This is a genomic window from Halobacillus salinus (assembly GCF_004684905.1).
GTDB classification, from domain to species: Bacteria; Bacillota; Bacilli; order Bacillales; family Halobacillaceae; genus Halobacillus; species Halobacillus salinus.
On the sequence record NZ_SRJC01000001.1, the window covers coordinates 963,695 to 978,247 of the forward strand.

At 42.7% G+C, this 14,553-nt stretch carries 18 protein-coding genes; 14 read left to right on the forward strand and 4 right to left on the reverse strand.

Annotated features, from left to right (window positions below):
• Positions 1 to 71 precede the first annotated feature (71 nt).
• Genes E4663_RS05235 through E4663_RS05245 form a run of 3 tightly spaced genes read left to right on the forward strand, consistent with a single transcriptional unit; the run spans position 72 to position 1,332 of the window.
• Positions 72 to 458 carry a VOC family protein gene (locus E4663_RS05235; RefSeq protein WP_079479821.1) on the forward strand — a complete coding sequence of 129 codons (387 nt, stop codon included), beginning with the start codon at positions 72 to 74 and terminating at the stop codon, positions 456 to 458.
• Complete coding sequence (locus E4663_RS05240) at positions 458 to 973, forward strand: GrpB family protein (RefSeq protein WP_135326866.1); 516 nt, start codon at positions 458 to 460, stop codon at positions 971 to 973. Before E4663_RS05235 ends, E4663_RS05240 begins: the two co-directional genes overlap by 1 nt.
• Complete coding sequence (locus E4663_RS05245; protein WP_079479823.1) at positions 970 to 1,332, forward strand: glyoxalase superfamily protein; 363 nt, start codon at positions 970 to 972, stop codon at positions 1,330 to 1,332. The genes E4663_RS05240 and E4663_RS05245 overlap by 4 nt, the downstream gene beginning before the upstream one ends.
• Here E4663_RS05245 and E4663_RS05250 read toward each other — a convergent pair.
• Positions 1,329 to 2,462 carry a DUF2515 family protein gene (locus tag E4663_RS05250; RefSeq protein ID WP_135326867.1) on the reverse strand — a complete coding sequence of 378 codons (1,134 nt, stop codon included), beginning with the start codon at positions 2,460 to 2,462 and terminating at the stop codon, positions 1,329 to 1,331. The genes E4663_RS05245 and E4663_RS05250 overlap by 4 nt on opposite strands.
• A 147-nt stretch (positions 2,463 to 2,609) precedes the next feature.
• Between E4663_RS05250 and E4663_RS05255 the strand changes: the two genes are divergently transcribed.
• The 5 genes from E4663_RS05255 to E4663_RS05275 are packed head-to-tail and all read left to right on the forward strand — an operon-like array spanning position 2,610 to position 5,661.
• Complete coding sequence (locus E4663_RS05255; RefSeq protein WP_135326868.1) at positions 2,610 to 3,083, forward strand: SRPBCC family protein; 474 nt, start codon at positions 2,610 to 2,612, stop codon at positions 3,081 to 3,083.
• Between the two features lie 51 nt (positions 3,084 to 3,134).
• On the forward strand, positions 3,135 to 3,653 hold the full coding sequence (locus tag E4663_RS05260; protein ID WP_135326869.1) for a GNAT family N-acetyltransferase: 519 nt from the start codon (positions 3,135 to 3,137) through the stop codon (positions 3,651 to 3,653).
• Positions 3,650 to 4,267 (forward strand): kinase, encoded by a 618-nt coding sequence (locus E4663_RS05265; protein ID WP_135326870.1) that lies wholly within the window; start codon positions 3,650 to 3,652, stop codon positions 4,265 to 4,267. Before E4663_RS05260 ends, E4663_RS05265 begins: the two co-directional genes overlap by 4 nt.
• Before the next feature lies 1 nt (position 4,268).
• A complete protein-coding gene (locus E4663_RS05270; RefSeq protein WP_135326871.1) occupies positions 4,269 to 5,003 on the forward strand; it encodes a class I SAM-dependent DNA methyltransferase in 735 nt (244 codons plus the stop codon).
• A gap of 13 nt (positions 5,004 to 5,016) precedes the next feature.
• Positions 5,017 to 5,661 carry a hydrolase gene (locus E4663_RS05275; protein ID WP_193554836.1) on the forward strand — a complete coding sequence of 215 codons (645 nt, stop codon included), beginning with the start codon at positions 5,017 to 5,019 and terminating at the stop codon, positions 5,659 to 5,661.
• A 32-nt stretch (positions 5,662 to 5,693) separates the two neighbouring features.
• Here the strand turns inward: E4663_RS05275 and E4663_RS05280 are convergent, their stop codons facing one another.
• Positions 5,694 to 6,656, reverse strand: a complete 963-nt coding sequence (locus E4663_RS05280) for a sodium:calcium antiporter (protein WP_135326872.1) — start codon at positions 6,654 to 6,656, stop codon at positions 5,694 to 5,696.
• A gap of 136 nt (positions 6,657 to 6,792) precedes the next feature.
• Between E4663_RS05280 and E4663_RS05285 the strand changes: the two genes are divergently transcribed.
• The 3 genes from E4663_RS05285 to E4663_RS05295 all read left to right on the forward strand — a co-directional run bounded on the left by E4663_RS05285 (position 6,793) and on the right by E4663_RS05295 (position 9,616).
• Positions 6,793 to 7,833 (forward strand): ArsR/SmtB family transcription factor, encoded by a 1,041-nt coding sequence (locus E4663_RS05285; protein WP_135326873.1) that lies wholly within the window; start codon positions 6,793 to 6,795, stop codon positions 7,831 to 7,833.
• 14 nt (positions 7,834 to 7,847) lie between these two features.
• Positions 7,848 to 9,050: an MFS transporter gene (locus E4663_RS05290; protein WP_135326874.1), complete on the forward strand. Its 1,203-nt coding sequence runs from the start codon at positions 7,848 to 7,850 to the stop codon at positions 9,048 to 9,050.
• A gap of 80 nt (positions 9,051 to 9,130) precedes the next feature.
• Positions 9,131 to 9,616: a GNAT family N-acetyltransferase gene (locus tag E4663_RS05295; protein ID WP_158290425.1), complete on the forward strand. Its 486-nt coding sequence runs from the start codon at positions 9,131 to 9,133 to the stop codon at positions 9,614 to 9,616.
• Here the strand turns inward: E4663_RS05295 and E4663_RS05300 are convergent.
• Complete coding sequence (locus tag E4663_RS05300; protein ID WP_135326876.1) at positions 9,605 to 10,243, reverse strand: FusB/FusC family EF-G-binding protein; 639 nt, start codon at positions 10,241 to 10,243, stop codon at positions 9,605 to 9,607. The genes E4663_RS05295 and E4663_RS05300 overlap by 12 nt on opposite strands.
• A gap of 123 nt (positions 10,244 to 10,366) precedes the next feature.
• On the opposite strand from E4663_RS05300, the gene E4663_RS05305 reads away from it, so the two are divergent.
• Positions 10,367 to 11,221: an alpha/beta fold hydrolase gene (locus E4663_RS05305; RefSeq protein WP_135326877.1), complete on the forward strand. Its 855-nt coding sequence runs from the start codon at positions 10,367 to 10,369 to the stop codon at positions 11,219 to 11,221.
• Positions 11,222 to 11,289: 68 nt separating this feature from the next.
• Complete coding sequence (locus E4663_RS05310) at positions 11,290 to 11,529, forward strand: hypothetical protein (RefSeq protein WP_135326878.1); 240 nt, start codon at positions 11,290 to 11,292, stop codon at positions 11,527 to 11,529.
• A gap of 38 nt (positions 11,530 to 11,567) precedes the next feature.
• Here the strand turns inward: E4663_RS05310 and E4663_RS05315 are convergent, their stop codons facing one another.
• Positions 11,568 to 12,716 carry an FtsW/RodA/SpoVE family cell cycle protein gene (locus tag E4663_RS05315; RefSeq protein WP_135326879.1) on the reverse strand — a complete coding sequence of 383 codons (1,149 nt, stop codon included), beginning with the start codon at positions 12,714 to 12,716 and terminating at the stop codon, positions 11,568 to 11,570.
• Positions 12,717 to 13,153: 437 nt separating this feature from the next.
• Here E4663_RS05315 and E4663_RS05320 point away from each other — a divergent pair, with 437 nt between their 5' ends.
• Positions 13,154 to 13,966 carry an alpha/beta fold hydrolase gene (locus E4663_RS05320; protein ID WP_135326880.1) on the forward strand — a complete coding sequence of 271 codons (813 nt, stop codon included), beginning with the start codon at positions 13,154 to 13,156 and terminating at the stop codon, positions 13,964 to 13,966.
• Positions 13,967 to 14,553 lie beyond the last annotated feature (587 nt).

The following is a 14,553-nucleotide window of genomic DNA, read 5'->3' on the forward strand; positions in this document are numbered from 1 at the left end:
ATATCATCTTGGATTTGCTAGGTTTAAAGAGAGTTAAAAGGAAAATGGACTAAACAACTGGAGGTGGCATCATGGCCCATTTGCGTCGAGTAGGAACGACTTATATTCCTGTACAGGATGTCGAGAGAGCAGCAGCATGGTATGAAGCGAAACTTGGTGCGAGAGTGAACTATAAGGATGAAGATAAAGCGATTGTAGAAATGGCAGGTCAAAGCTTCTTCTTGATGCTCGCAGAAGGCGGAGCGACAGCGAATTTCAAGGACCGAAAGGGAAGAAGGCAGTTTTCCCTCACGTTTGAAGTGGACGGTATGGAAGAACTGAACGAGTTAAGAGACGACCTTCAAGAACGGCATGTCATCGTAGGTGATGTAGAGGACCGCGGGCATATGGGGAACAATTTCGTATTTTATGACTTGTGCGGAAATGTTTTCGATGTGTGGAGTGAGTTGAGTCCGTAATGCGACAAGTTAAAGTTCAACCTTATCAAAAGCGTTGGAGGGGTGCCTTTCTTGAGGAACGAAGGGTGCTTTTTGATTTGTTTGGTGAGAACATTGTAGATGTTCACCATATCGGTAGTACAGCAGTCGAAGGGATGGCAGCTAAACCTGTGATAGACATGATACCCGTAGTTAAGCACCTTGAAAGCGTGGATGATTGGGATCCTCTTATGAAACAAATCGGTTATGTACCTAATGGGGAAAATGGAATAAAGGGTAGACGATTCTTTCAAAAAGGTGAAGAAGATCGAACCCACCATCTCCATTTCTACCAACAAGGAAGTGAAGAGATAGAGCGCCATCTAGCGTTTCGTGATTATTTACGGAATCATGAGGGTGCCCGCGATCGGTATAGCCGTCTCAAAGGGAATCTATCTGCTCAATATCCATATGATATAGAAGCCTATATAAATGGCAAAAGCAGTCTTGTGCGTGAAATTGAACAGCTTGCTTTGAAATGGAGGGGTTTATTGTGATTACACCTGTTTTTAGAATCTTCGATGTGGAGAAAGCATTGGATTTTTATGAAGCATTTTTAGGATTCCAAGTGGATTGGACTCATCGGTTTGGGGAGGAAATGCCTGAGTATATTCAAATATCTTTACAAGATAACGTCATCCATTTGTCAGAACATCATGGAGATGCAGCTCCTGGATCGACAGTTCGAGTAGATATGAAGGATATCAAGTCATTTCATACGACTTTAAAGAACAAAGAGTATCACTTTTCTAACCCGTCACTCGAAGACACTCCATGGGGGACAGTCGAGTTCAAAGTAGTGGATCCCTTTTATAATACGTTGATATTCTTCGAAGGAAAAGAAGGGGAGGGTTAATTCAACTCACTCTCCTCTTCCTTTTTTCTTAACGCTTTTTTCGCTACTAGCGCGAATTCAAGCTTTTCGATTGACTCACAGTAAAGTGGGAGGATGTCACCATCTTGTCTTTTAATGTTGTCGTTCAAGAAATGAAGCTGCTTGAGGTGAGTGAACCAGTCCTCTTGTTCAGCAGGTTCTGCAATCTGGTCATCCCAAGCTCTACCAAGTGTAGGACTGAAAAAACGAGCTTCGTTACCGTGTATGTTACACGGTTTTTCTAAAGGTGTTTCTAGTTTATGAGGGACCCTTTCGCGTACATCGTTGTAAAGAGCCGGCCAGTAGTCTTTCCGGGACCCGGTATGAGGGTGGTACTTTGCCCATTCCAGCACCTGGCTGAGTCGACTTTGGATTGAATAGAGAAGGTCGTAGAGCTCTTTCCCGAAGCGGATCCGCTCTTCCAAAGAAGAGAAGTGATGAACAGAGTGTCCGAACAGTTTCCTTTGCTTAAGTGAAGGTGTCGTATAAGGAATTAAGATGTGATTCATATTCAGCAAGTCTTGCAATTTAAATAGAACGGTATCGGTAACTGTGTTCTTATAATGCGGGTTTTGTATTACGCGATTCTCAATGTAATGTTGTTCGTTCACAATCAGTGCTCTAGTTATGAGGGAGGAATCGTCTGATTGTATGTAATGGTCCCATAATGGAACCATAAAAGAAGACACACCAAATGCAGGCAGTAGATGTGTAAGGGAACGATTCAGCTTTATACTTTTGTCTAACAATAGTAGCTGGGGGTATGCATCTTGGAAGATCAGCCAATTTCCTCTCTCAAGGAAAAGGAAAAAATCTGTCTGTTCTCGTGCCGTCAAAAGTTGAGACAAATGCTCTCCCTTCAAATCAGTCATATTCCAGCCGGCGTTTCTTGATACTAAGTGTGCAAGCAAGGCCCAATGCATCTCCGGATGTTTTGTGTAAAAGTCCCAGTATGCTTCTGTCCTCGATACATTATTTCGGTTCTTAAGTTTTACATCGGATCTTATTTCAGCAATCCAGCTCTGTTCTTCGCTCGAGAAAGTAGGGATGTCCTTATGGTCCAACATTTGTTTCAGTTTCTTTTTTAAAGGTCGGTCTTTCCAAGGGAACATGTTCGCATCTCCTTACTATTTACCGGTCCTATTCATTATTTATAGTATATTCGTCGTTGGAAAAGATATACAAAATCTATTAAACTGTACATACATGTTTTCAAGAAGCGTTACTTATATTGGTGATTCGGAACAAGGAGGAACATCATGCCGACTATAACGTTGCATCAAGTGATTAAAGCACAGCCAGAGGTCTGTTTCGATTTAGCCAGAGATGTAACGACCCACACAGAATCAACGGCCAAGTCTAAGGAAAATGCTGTAGCTGGAAAGACATCCGGCTTACTTGGCCTTGATGATGTCATCACTTGGGAAGCAAAGCACTTCGGTATCCGCCAACACCTTACAGCCAAGGTTACAAAAGTGGAGAAGTACTCTTTTTTCGAAGATGTGATGGTCCGAAGTGTATTTGAGTCGTTCACTCACAAGCACTATTTTTATAAGTCCCGAAGTGGAGGGACGATCATGACAGATGTATTTTCCTATACGCCGCCCTGCGGTGTGATAGGTGTATTAGCAGATCGTTTGTTTTTGAAGAGGTACATGAAGAACCTATTGAAAAATAGATCCCTCTACTTAAAGCGAAAGGCGGAAGCGGTCGCGACAAGGGGAAAGCTTTAATCGTAACTTCATAAAAAGAAGGTAAGTAGGACAAGACGAGGGGGAAGAAAAATGAAGGGAAGATTAGTATCTCCATCATTACAATGGAAGAATGCATACATGGATTTCTATGAAGAGTGGCTGCAGACTGGAGAAGCCATGGTACCTTGGGTCATTGGAAAAGATCCGACCCACTTCGAGGAAATGATTCGATCGTTGGAAAAAAGTGCAGAAGGCTTAGAACTGCCAAAAGGTTGGGTTCCGGATTCTACATTCTGGTTCCTTAACGAAGAAGAACGGATGGTCGGTGCCGTCAACATCCGCCATGATTTAACAGAATTATTATACAACGCTGGTGGTCATATAGGGTATGGGGTACGTCCGTCCGAAAGAAGGAAAGGGTATGCAACGGCTCTCTTAGAACAATCATTGCAGAAGGCTAAGGATTTAGGGGTTCCGGAGGCTCTGGTCGTATGCGATCGTTCCAATATAGGTTCTATGAAAACGATAATACATAACGGTGGAAGAGAAGATAATGATTTTATTGAAGAGGACGGGAACGTTGTCAAAAGGTTTTGGATTTCTACATGATGGAGGAACTAAGTGAACACATCAAACTGCTAAAAAAAAGGGAAGACCGCGTTCTCATTGGGGTGGATGGACTGAGCAGATCTGGGAAAACAACGTTCACCAAAGGACTTTCTTCTTTGTTGTTTCAAGAGGGGCTCCGAGTCGCCACGATTCACCTTGATGATTATATTACACCCGAAGAGATAAGGTATGGTTCCTCTTTCCCAGAATGGAAGGAATACTATGAGTTGCAGTGGGATGTGTCTCTGTTAAGAGAAGAATTGTTCAAGCCCATGCGTAAGGAAAATGTACTAAAACTTCCGAGATACGATCAACAATACGCGACCATCTACAAAGAAAGGTTGGTGATCGAGGCGGCAGATATCGTAATAGTAGAAGGTGTCTTTCTACAAAGGCCATCATGGCGGGGTTTTTTCGATCAAGTTATTTATCTGGATGTTCCACGAATCGAACGGTTCAGGAGAGAGAATATCGAAACCCAAAAAAAGATCGATAAGTTCAAACGACGCTATTGGAAGGCGGAAGAGCATTACTTAGAAACGAGTCAACCAGCTTTAAAGGCTGATCTGGTTATCGACTTGTCTTGCTGCAATTGCACGGGAAAGGAGAGATGAGATGGGGTACCATGGTCCTGAAGCATATGATCAACAAGAATTTTTCCAGAAATTCCAAGCGAGGAGAAACCGTCCGGAAAGCCCGAATAACAAGATGGAGGGGCCTGCCATTATGGATATGATAGGCAGTGCACATCAGAATAGAGTTCTTGACTTAGGTAGCGGGGACGGCCGTTTTGGGGTCGAATTACTCCAAAACGGAGGGGCTTATTATACAGGGATTGAAGGATCTTTGAGGATGGTTGAAGAGGCAAGGGGCGTTCTAAAGGACTTGAGCGCATCGATTCTCAATCAAACACTGGAAGAATGGAGACCGATAGAGACGTATGATCTAGTCGTTTCTAGAATGGTGCTTCATTATATCGACGACCTAAGTCCATTGGTATCCAAAGTTTATAGATCGCTTGGGCGTGGTGGACGATTCATATTCAGTGTACAACATCCTGTCATCACTGCTTCAGTGAAAAGCGCCCATGAAGCAGGGAAAAGAAGTCATTGGATTGTAGATGATTACTTTCGTGAAGGCGTGCGAAAGGAACCTTGGATTGGGGAAGAAGTAGTGAAGTACCACCGTTCTATCGATCAATACGTGAAGTTAGTGCGGAACGCCGGTTTCTTATTAGAGGATTTGAGAGAAGCTGAACCGATAGAGGATAATTTCCAAGATCCAGAGGAGTTCAATAGACGTCAACGAATCCCTCTGTTTCTTTTGATTTCGTGTAGGAAAGGAGAATGACATGGGGTCTAGAATGATGCACCTTCTAATTGCTCATGGAGTAACCGAACAGTGTTGGATCGAAGACAAAACTGCTTTTCTACTAGGGTCCCTTGCGCCTGATGCCGCTTTCGATAAGGAGCTTTCCCATTTTTATATAGGGGAAGTAGAAGATTATTCAAGGCAGGTCGATGTCCATGCTTTTATACGAAAATATGAAACGGATCAGCACATGGACTACATCAAAGGGTATTACACTCATTTAATTGCGGACCAACTTTGGCTGAAGGGGTTTTATTTAAGTTGGCTCAAAAACCGTATGAATCATGATGAGAACTTGTATCAAAGGTATCACTCGGATTTCAGACATCTAAACGGAAAGCTGATCGAACATTATGGTGTACGTGAAACGCTTCTATCGAAGATTCAGGAGCTTCACGGTGTCTTGCCAATGGATGAGGTAGAACCGCATCTTCTCGAGCGGTTTCTTGTAGAAACGAGAGAAGATTTTCAATTTGATTCAAAGTCGCTGTCAGAGACGCTACGAGTATTTACTCTTGATCAAATCATTGGTTATGTCGAAACGGGAGCCCATCAAAGTGTATTGGCATTAAAATCTATGCAAGCTCCACGATCAAAGCCTGGTCACACATCCTCCTTACAAATCTATAACGAATGAAAAAAAGCTCAGGAATTTTTCCTGAGCTTTTTTTAATAAATAGCGATTGTGATGATGAAATAGAGAAAAGTGATGATAAGCGAAGGTACGGCATATCGCCACTGGCTTTGAACACTTGTCCTGGGTTTCGCGAGTAGATAAATAATGACCAGTGTCATTAATACACCGAGAATTGCTGTGAAGATATGGGACGTACCGATAGAAGCCATGATCGGACCCTTTCTGTAAAGAACATCCGTTACGACGAGAAGCTGCATATTAAAGAGGTTGCTCCCTAATATAGATCCGATAGCCATATTGTAGTTGGCAAGTCGGAAAGCAGCGAGGACGGCGACAAGCTCTGGCAAGGAGGTGGAAGCGGCAATTAAGAAGCTTCCCACAAAACTAGAATCCATTCCTGTCGCTTGAGCAAGACGGTCACCTGAAATGGATAACACACTGCCGAATACAAAAACGATGACAGCAGCGATGATGAACCCGATGACGCCCGTTCTCAAAGAGTAATCCTTCTCTAATACTTCTTCCGCCTCTTCTTCCCCACTAGGCATCATTTTTACAGCTACAATATAAATCGCAACAATCAGGAACATTTCAAGGCCGATATTAAATAAACTTCTCGTCCCCGGGATTAGCATCGAAACGATTAGTATGGTAAGGAACACAAGGCCGATGACGGCGGATGGGACGTTTTCTTTATGGTTAATCCGTTGGAATAATCTTCGTTTGCGATAGAAGATATCAACAGTTGCGAGAATCAAGAGATTAAAGACATTACTACCAATCATGTTACCGACAGCGATGTCCGGGTTGTCGATGAACACGGCGGTTAAACTGGTGGTCAGTTCAGGCAATGAAGTAGCGCCGGCGATGAGGAATGTTCCGACTACGGCGCCACTCAAAGATGATTTCTTACTAATGACATCTCCGAACCGGTTTAAATAAATTGCAGAGATGACCACAACAATCGCTGCTATGAAAAAGATGAGAAAGAGCATCTTTAGTTTCCTCCTTAGACTATTACTCTATACCCTATTTTTATCATAGATAAGTAGGTTTGCAATTAAAAAGGCACATTCGAAATAATTTGAATTATTTGTTCGATGAGTATAGAATAAGAGTCGAGGTGATGAAATGGAAGTGATTAACACAAATGTTCAAAAAAGAGAAACTTACTCTGTCATGTTGGAAAGGTCGCTTGTTTGGGAAGCAGTACTCGGAATCGCAGCCGCTACAAACGAATCACTGCTTAGTACGTTAGAAGAACCTTGGGAATCTCTTTGTTCTACCTTTGACGAACAATTACAGGAAGCCCTCGAGCATGTAAAGAAATACAATACTTGGAAATCGTTGTTGCAGATTACCCACGCTTCACAATCCGGAAATTTGGCAGACTGGGAGCGGTATGTTCAATCATTATCGGATATACAGCTCAAAGAAAAGTGTCTTCCCTATATCGATTCGCACAGTGAAGAGAAAGTTAAAGAAGTGGCGAAAGGATCTGAAGAAGCTTTACGTACAGTAACAGATCTTGTAGTCGATCACCCTTTCTATCCCGGCTATATCCGTTACATTGCAGAAGTGGATACAGAGTTGTTAAAGGAACATCTGGTAAACGTGATGAAAGGTTGGTGGAATCATGTTATCGAACCAGATAAGTCTAGGTTGACCCAGATATTAGAAAGAGATTACCAGACGAAATGTAAAGAAAAAGAGAAGATGCACCCAGAAACATTTGTGGAATGGGCTACACTTGGGCGGGATTACAAGCCGGAACCGAGTGTTCATCACGTCTTGTTAATTCCACATGTAGCCTATCGTCCATGGAATGTTGAAGCGGACCTTCCAGATACGAAAGTTATCTATTATCCAGTTTCAGAAGAAAGTATGGATCCTGCTAAAAAAGACGAACCGAAAGAACATCTCCTTAGACCACTTAAGGTGCTTGGGGATGCTACAAGGTTGAAAATGCTAAGGAAAATGGCTCCTCAATCTAAGTCATTAAAAGAGCTGACCGAAGAAATGGAAATGGGTAAAACAACGATCCACCATCACTTGAAGTTGATGAAGGCAGCAAGGGTTGTACACCAAGAGGGGGCTTCCTATTCAATCAACCGCCAAGTTTTAGATAAGATGCACGTAGAGCTTTTAGAATTTTTGAATCTAGAAAACTAGGGGGTGACCTTGATATGGAAGAGTTACAAGAATGCGAACGGAGTTGGACAGAGGAGCGGCAGGGTCTCAGGTTGATAGGGAGTAATTTTATCTCGTTCTTTGGAGATCAAATGTATGTCATTGCACTCCCTCTTATCGTTTTGGCGCTCACGGGGTCGCCACTGCAAATGGGGATAATAGCTGCTTTAGAAAGGCTCCCAGTTCTATTGCAGCCACTTGCTGGTGTGCTGACGGACCGAATGAACAGAAGGACGTTGTTATGGAGTTGTGATATAGGTCGTTTTGTTCTCATGGGGGGACTAGGTGTTTTGGCAATCACCGATTTATTGCATATGGCATTCCTCTATTTCGGTGCACTCCTTATCGGTATTATGACTCAAATTTATCAAACTGCACAGTTTGCAACACTTCCGAGAGTTGTACATAAAAATCATCTTCCGTTATTTAATTCAATGAATACCGGAATGCTGCAGACGGCAATGTTGCTCGGTCCAGGACTTGCAGGGCTGCTAATCAGCATTTGGAGCCCCGGTGTAGGGCTGATAATTAATAGTCTTACTTTCTTAATTGCTTTTATCTTAATACGCACGATTCCTCAAGATGCACCTCCAAAGAATAGAGAGTCGACTGTATGGGAGGATGTTAAAGAAGGAGCGGCATTCGTGTTAGAGAAGAAACCTATTTTCTACACAAATTTGGCTATGTTCTTTTCTATATTCGGAACAACTTTATTCCTCACCATGATGATCGTGCATGTCAAATTACTGGCGTTCTCGTCGATTGAGATCGGCTGGTTCGTCTCTATTGGAGGGGCGGGTGCTTTGCTGGGGGCCTTGTCCGTAAATGCTGTAAAGCCAAGAGTTTCAGCGAGAGCCCTCCTGTTCTCGGCTGGTGTGACGGGAGCTGTTTCGATTATTCTGTTCAGTTTGTATGACTCCTTTTGGATGCTTTCCTTAATGAATGCAATCGGGGCAGGAATGGCATCGATGAAGAGTCCAGCTATCGTTACGATACGACAACAACTTACGCCCCGTCGCTTGCATGGTCGTGTTCAGGCAACTAGTAGATGGATGACTTGGCTGCTAATGCCGGTAGCAGCACTTTGTTCCGGTTTGTTTACAGAGTGGATCGGTACAGAGGGTACGATTATGATAGGAGGCATTATTGCATTGCTGGCATCCTTCATTTATCTACATCCCTCGCTCAAGAGCGTGTGATCTCCTAAAAGTATAAATAACTCCATGTTGGAAGGAGATGGATATAATTTGTCGAAATGTAGGTGAAGGGAGGTGCCGTTTTGGAGACGAGAGATATACAATTTGAGAGAGATAAAGAAACAATTCTGCAATTTAGGAAAGATATAGAAGAGGTAATTACGGGGAGCAAAGTCAATGATTATGATTACGCTGCTTATTTAGGTAGGATGGAGAGGAGAATCGAACAATCGAATGGGGGGCAAGTTTTTATTATCCGAGAGAATCGTGTTATTGGGCAGATTGGGTGCGAATGGAGAGAAGGAGCGGGATATGTGAATATATTTTACATACTTCCGGAATTTCGCGGTCAAGGTTATGGCAGGGAGATGATCGACTGGGCAGAAAACTTCTTTCTTCATCATGGAACCTATACCTATCACTTAAGGGTAGCTACTTCGAACGAACGAGCTTACAGGCTGTATCGTAAATCAGGTATGTACCCTGTCAGGAAAGAAGGTCGTAATTATGTTATGCAGAAATCATTGAACTTCCCTCTGCAAGACAGAGGGAAGGGGTTACATTTGTAAACGGTCAATAAATTGAAGGAAAGACGTTTTATCTTTTAGATTATAATTGCAACGCTCACTATCTTGGCAAATATAATTACCTCGCGAAATTGTTTCGCCGGTTGATTTATCGTGTTTAGAGACGGTGAATAGACCGACTTCCTCTGTTTCGTGACAGATGGAACAAATACCGGGGTGATGAGAAGGAGTGAATTCCCCTTGTAACGCGGTCCATTCCTGATCAAGATAGGTGATGATGTATTTGCGTTTTGAACCATGGTCCGTCCAGCCCAAATAGGTCAGTGTGTGCCATGGAATCGCTTGTAAATCAGGTACCTGCAGCTTTTTGACTTTCGGAAACATGTTCTTTATTTGCTGCTCGGTTAGTTTTGTAAAAGGAATAATATACTGCTTTAATCGGGAAAGAAAGAAGAGTGCATCACCTTCGTCTTTAATTTGGTCGATTTGCGAGATCATTTGTTTCTGGTCTTCTGTCAATGTGTGGAAGGCATCGATCACTTTTTCTTGGGTGATGGCTATCATTGCGGATCTTACCGCTTTATCATTTGTTGATGAACGACTGTTGACAAGTGTGGCAGTTTGGTTTTCGATATAGTGAAATTGTTCTGCACGGATGAATGGTTCCATATAATGTGTCCTCCCATCAATCAGTAGTCTTTTCCATATTATCACAAACAAATTTCACAGGTTCAAGCATCAAGTTTTGTTAGTTTTTATCTTGAACAAGATTGAATAAAGGGGGAGGAACAAATGGATTGGAAGAAGAAGATTGTTCAAACCCATAGAGGTGTATTTGAATTGTTTGAAAAAGGAGAAGGGCCGCCTCTTGTGGTGACTCATTTATACTCTGAATTTAATGAGACAGGAGATTATTTTGCGAACAGTATGGTGGGCAACTATAAAGTGATTCTTCTGAACCTTAGGCAGTGTGGGGAATCAGAACGAGTACAAGAGCCGTATCAACTAAGTCTGCTTGAAACGATCTTTGATGTGGAAGCCGTTCGTGAGGAGCTTGGGTATAAACAGTGGGGCTTCGCCGGCCACTCAACAGGTGCCATGCTTGGCGTCGTTTATGGCGTTCATTTCTCTGATAGGATTCGGGAGCTTATTCTTGTTAGTGGGGCAGCGAGGGAGTACATGTCTGATACAGATGCATGTATTTATCATCCGAACCATCCATCTTTCCATACGATGCAGGCCTATCTTGAAACACTGAAAAGAAAGGATCTAACACATAAGGAGCGAATGTCCATAAAGCAAGCTCGTACCAAACTCTCTCTATATAGACCAGAAAGATACGATGAATACTTTGACCAAAAAATTGAAAAACAAGTTTCTGCTGGAAGATTAAGCTATTTTAGTAGGGAATTACATATTTTTGATGTAACAAGGAAACTGGAGCAGGTAGCGTGTAGGACGTTAGTGATTGGGGGCAGGCATGACGTGCAGTGCCCTCCACTTTTTTCAATAGAAATGGCACAATCGATTCCCGCAGCAGAGCTTGAGTTGTTTGAAGAAAGCAATCACTACCCGTTTATTGAGGAAAAAGAAAAATTCCAAAAGGTGCTCGCGCGCTGGCGTGGGGTACCGTTGCACAACCAGTAGAAGTGAGATAAGCTTTCGAGGGATGAAGAGTTTATTAGAAAGGATCCGAACTACCTATGAAATTCAGTGTGCTAGTTATTATTACACTTATCATCATCTCGGCTTCTGCTTATCTAACGATTAGGAAAAGGGTAGCATCAGACCGTAACTATAGTAAAAAGAGCTGGGTTACGCCTGTTTGCCTTCACCTTGCTCCGGTAGTAGCTTTGATCAGTTATGCGTATGAAGGCATTGGAGGGCTTGGGTTCCTTATACTAGGGATACTGTTTATCGTCTCCGCTTACTATACGAAAGAACTGCCAAAATAAAACCTCCCCCTTTCTTGTGAAAGAAAGGGGGAGAATGATCAGTCACCAAACATATACGTCTTTTGGTGGTATGACACAGAGAAGGCAAACCCTATCGCCATAAGTGCGCCGAGTAGTGCACTACCTCCATAACTGATGAAGGGTAATGGGATTCCTGTAATCGGAAGAAGTTGGATTGACATACCTATGTTCTGGAAGACATGGAATGCGACCATGCTAATAATCCCGACCATTGCGTACGAACTGTAATCATGGTTTGCATTAAACGCAATTGCAGTAAATCTATATATTAAGAAGAAAAACAGAACGAGCACCACACAAGAGCCCATGAATCCGTATTCCTCTGCAATAATACTGAAGATGAAGTCCGTCTGGCTTTCTGGTAAGTATACTTCCCGATCGCCAAACCCTTTTCCATACAGCTGGCCAGAACCAATGGCACGCATTGCTTTGACAAGCTGATAACCGGATGAGTCTTCAAATTTAGTTGGCTGAAGCCACGAATAGATTCGAGCAAGTTGATATTGTTGTACGCCTAAGTATTTGTCGAGCAACTGGGGTGTTTTGATCGCCATCAAGATCAACGACGTACCCAAGGAAGCGACGGTTAGAAAGATTGGAATAATGATCTTCCACGAAATCCCTGAAACTAGAATCATACCGCTTAGAATCGCGATGAAAACGAGACTCGTTCCAAGGTCAGGCTGCTGCATGATCAACAGCAGTGGTAAAGCTGTCGTGCCGACCAATTTAGCAAGCAACATGAAGTCTTTTTTGAGCGTCTTTTTGTTTCTTTCGTGATGCTTTGCGATGACCCTTGCAAGCACCAGAACAGTGAAAACTTTCATGAATTCAGATGGTTGTAAAGAAGCACCAGGGAGTTGGAACCAACTTTTCTGTCCCTTGATCACAGGTGCAATGGAGTCTGGAGCCAGAACAAGAGCGAAAAGCATCAAATTCCCGAATGCGTATAAGTACCAACTGATTTTTTTGTAATCGTCTGGGTCAACTAATAGCATCATACCAATCATAATGGCGCCGATACTGTAAAAGACCAGCTGCTTAATAGCGAAGTTTGAATCGTATTGAGGACTCTGTTGTGCACTATATAAAGCAATTACACTGACTGTAATAAAGCAGCACATGATAAACAGAAGCTGCCAGTCAAATTTTTCTTCAAATTTCATCAAGTCTAAACCGTTCCTCTCTTGCTGCAATTTACCCTTATTAGCATACCAACAAATCGATAAAAAGAAAATATTTGAGTCCGAATTTGCCATAAGGTGAAACGTATTCTTGGTGACGGACGTATGGATGGATATACTGACGATTACGACAAGGAGGACTATCATGGAAGCAATTCTGACCATTCTAGGAATAATAGTCTCTATTTTCGTACTTTACGCATTAGGGAAAGCTGATTTGGATTTTGACGGTAGAGAAGAGGAAAGAAGCTAATGGGGATTGTCATAACAGTTGGTCTCGTCTTGATGGTGACAGGGTTCGTCAGAGCATTTCATATAGGGGCATCGATTGATGGTAATAAGTAATGTGCGAGACAGGTAAATGGCTGTCTCATTTTTATTAGGGCAGTCTCTTTAGAGAAGGTAAGGAGGAAGGGGAAATGAAAAGCGAACGGTACAAGATAAACAATCAACAGACTTATATTCACTACCTAAAGAAAGACCATCGACCACCAAGACCAACCATCTTATTCCTGCATGGCCTTGGTAGTACTGGCAAGACCTTTTATCCATTGATGAGAAGCCTTAGTGACCGCTACCACGTAATAGCTGTGGATCTTCCTGGACATGGGGATTCAGAAGCGTTTGGGAGGGTGACGAAAGAGGGACTTTCTACATGGCTCTTAACTATCATGGATAGCTTACAGTTGGATCATGCTCATCTTGCAGGACATTCGATCGGAGGGGATCTTGCGCTTCAGTTCGCTGTACGTTATCCAGACAGGGTAAGCAGCCTCATTTTACTAGACGGTGGGTATTTGAGAGCGGAACCTCTAGGTACAACCGTTGAAGAGGAAATAATGCGAGCTAGAGCTCACTGTGAAACGTTTGTTTTCCCGACGTGGGCATCCTTTATGAGTGAACCTGGATCGGACTTGATGAAAGAAAATATGCACGAAAAGAACGGGAAAATCAGGTTGAAAGTAGATATAGATACTGCGGCAGATTTGACACGAGAAATGGCTGAAGAGCCATCAAGTGCAACCATTGAAAATTGGACGGTGCCTACGCTGTTGATGAGAAGTACAAAACCCGAAGAACTTCATTCTATCAGGGAGAGGGAAACAGAACGGATTACTTTACGTGCACCTGTACAAGTGATCGACATTTGCGATTCGACGCATGAATTATACATAGATAATCCTGCTAGGGTGAAAGACGAGGTGAAATATTGGGTAGAGTCGATAATCTAACTTCATTTAAACAACGAAGGATGCTGTAACAATGGTCGGCGGTTAAGAATGGAAGGAGTGAAGGAGGGTTTCTGTTGTGGAAGCATACAAAAGGCCGGCAGTCTTCCCAACACTAAAGGAGTGTACTGGGAGTAACCGTGACATGCCGGCTTCGTGAGTTATTGGAATTCATTTGTGAAACAGGCTCACCGTCTTTTTTTTGCTTGGACCGTGTGGTAAGTCATCATATAGAGGTGGAAACCACAAAGTAGAATTAACGTGAGGTTCTCCACAGCTCCATTGATCAACAGGGCAACAATTAAGCCAGCTAGCATAAAAAGTCCGATTACACCATAAATGTAGGCATAACCCACGTGATCTCTAGGAGAAAAAAACTTTTTTCTGGCTAATCTCATTTGTGGCATGAGCTCCTTTGCTTTATTGTCGGAATAGTTTGAATCTATTTTACCACAAAAGCACTAAATTAGGGTGTCGGAAAACATTGCACGGGCGAAGTAAAATGTGTTAAATCCGTTTATGTCGAAAGTGAGAATCAAAGTGATGAGGTCCGTTCTCATTATTGGGATCGGTACACTAACAGTATGCTC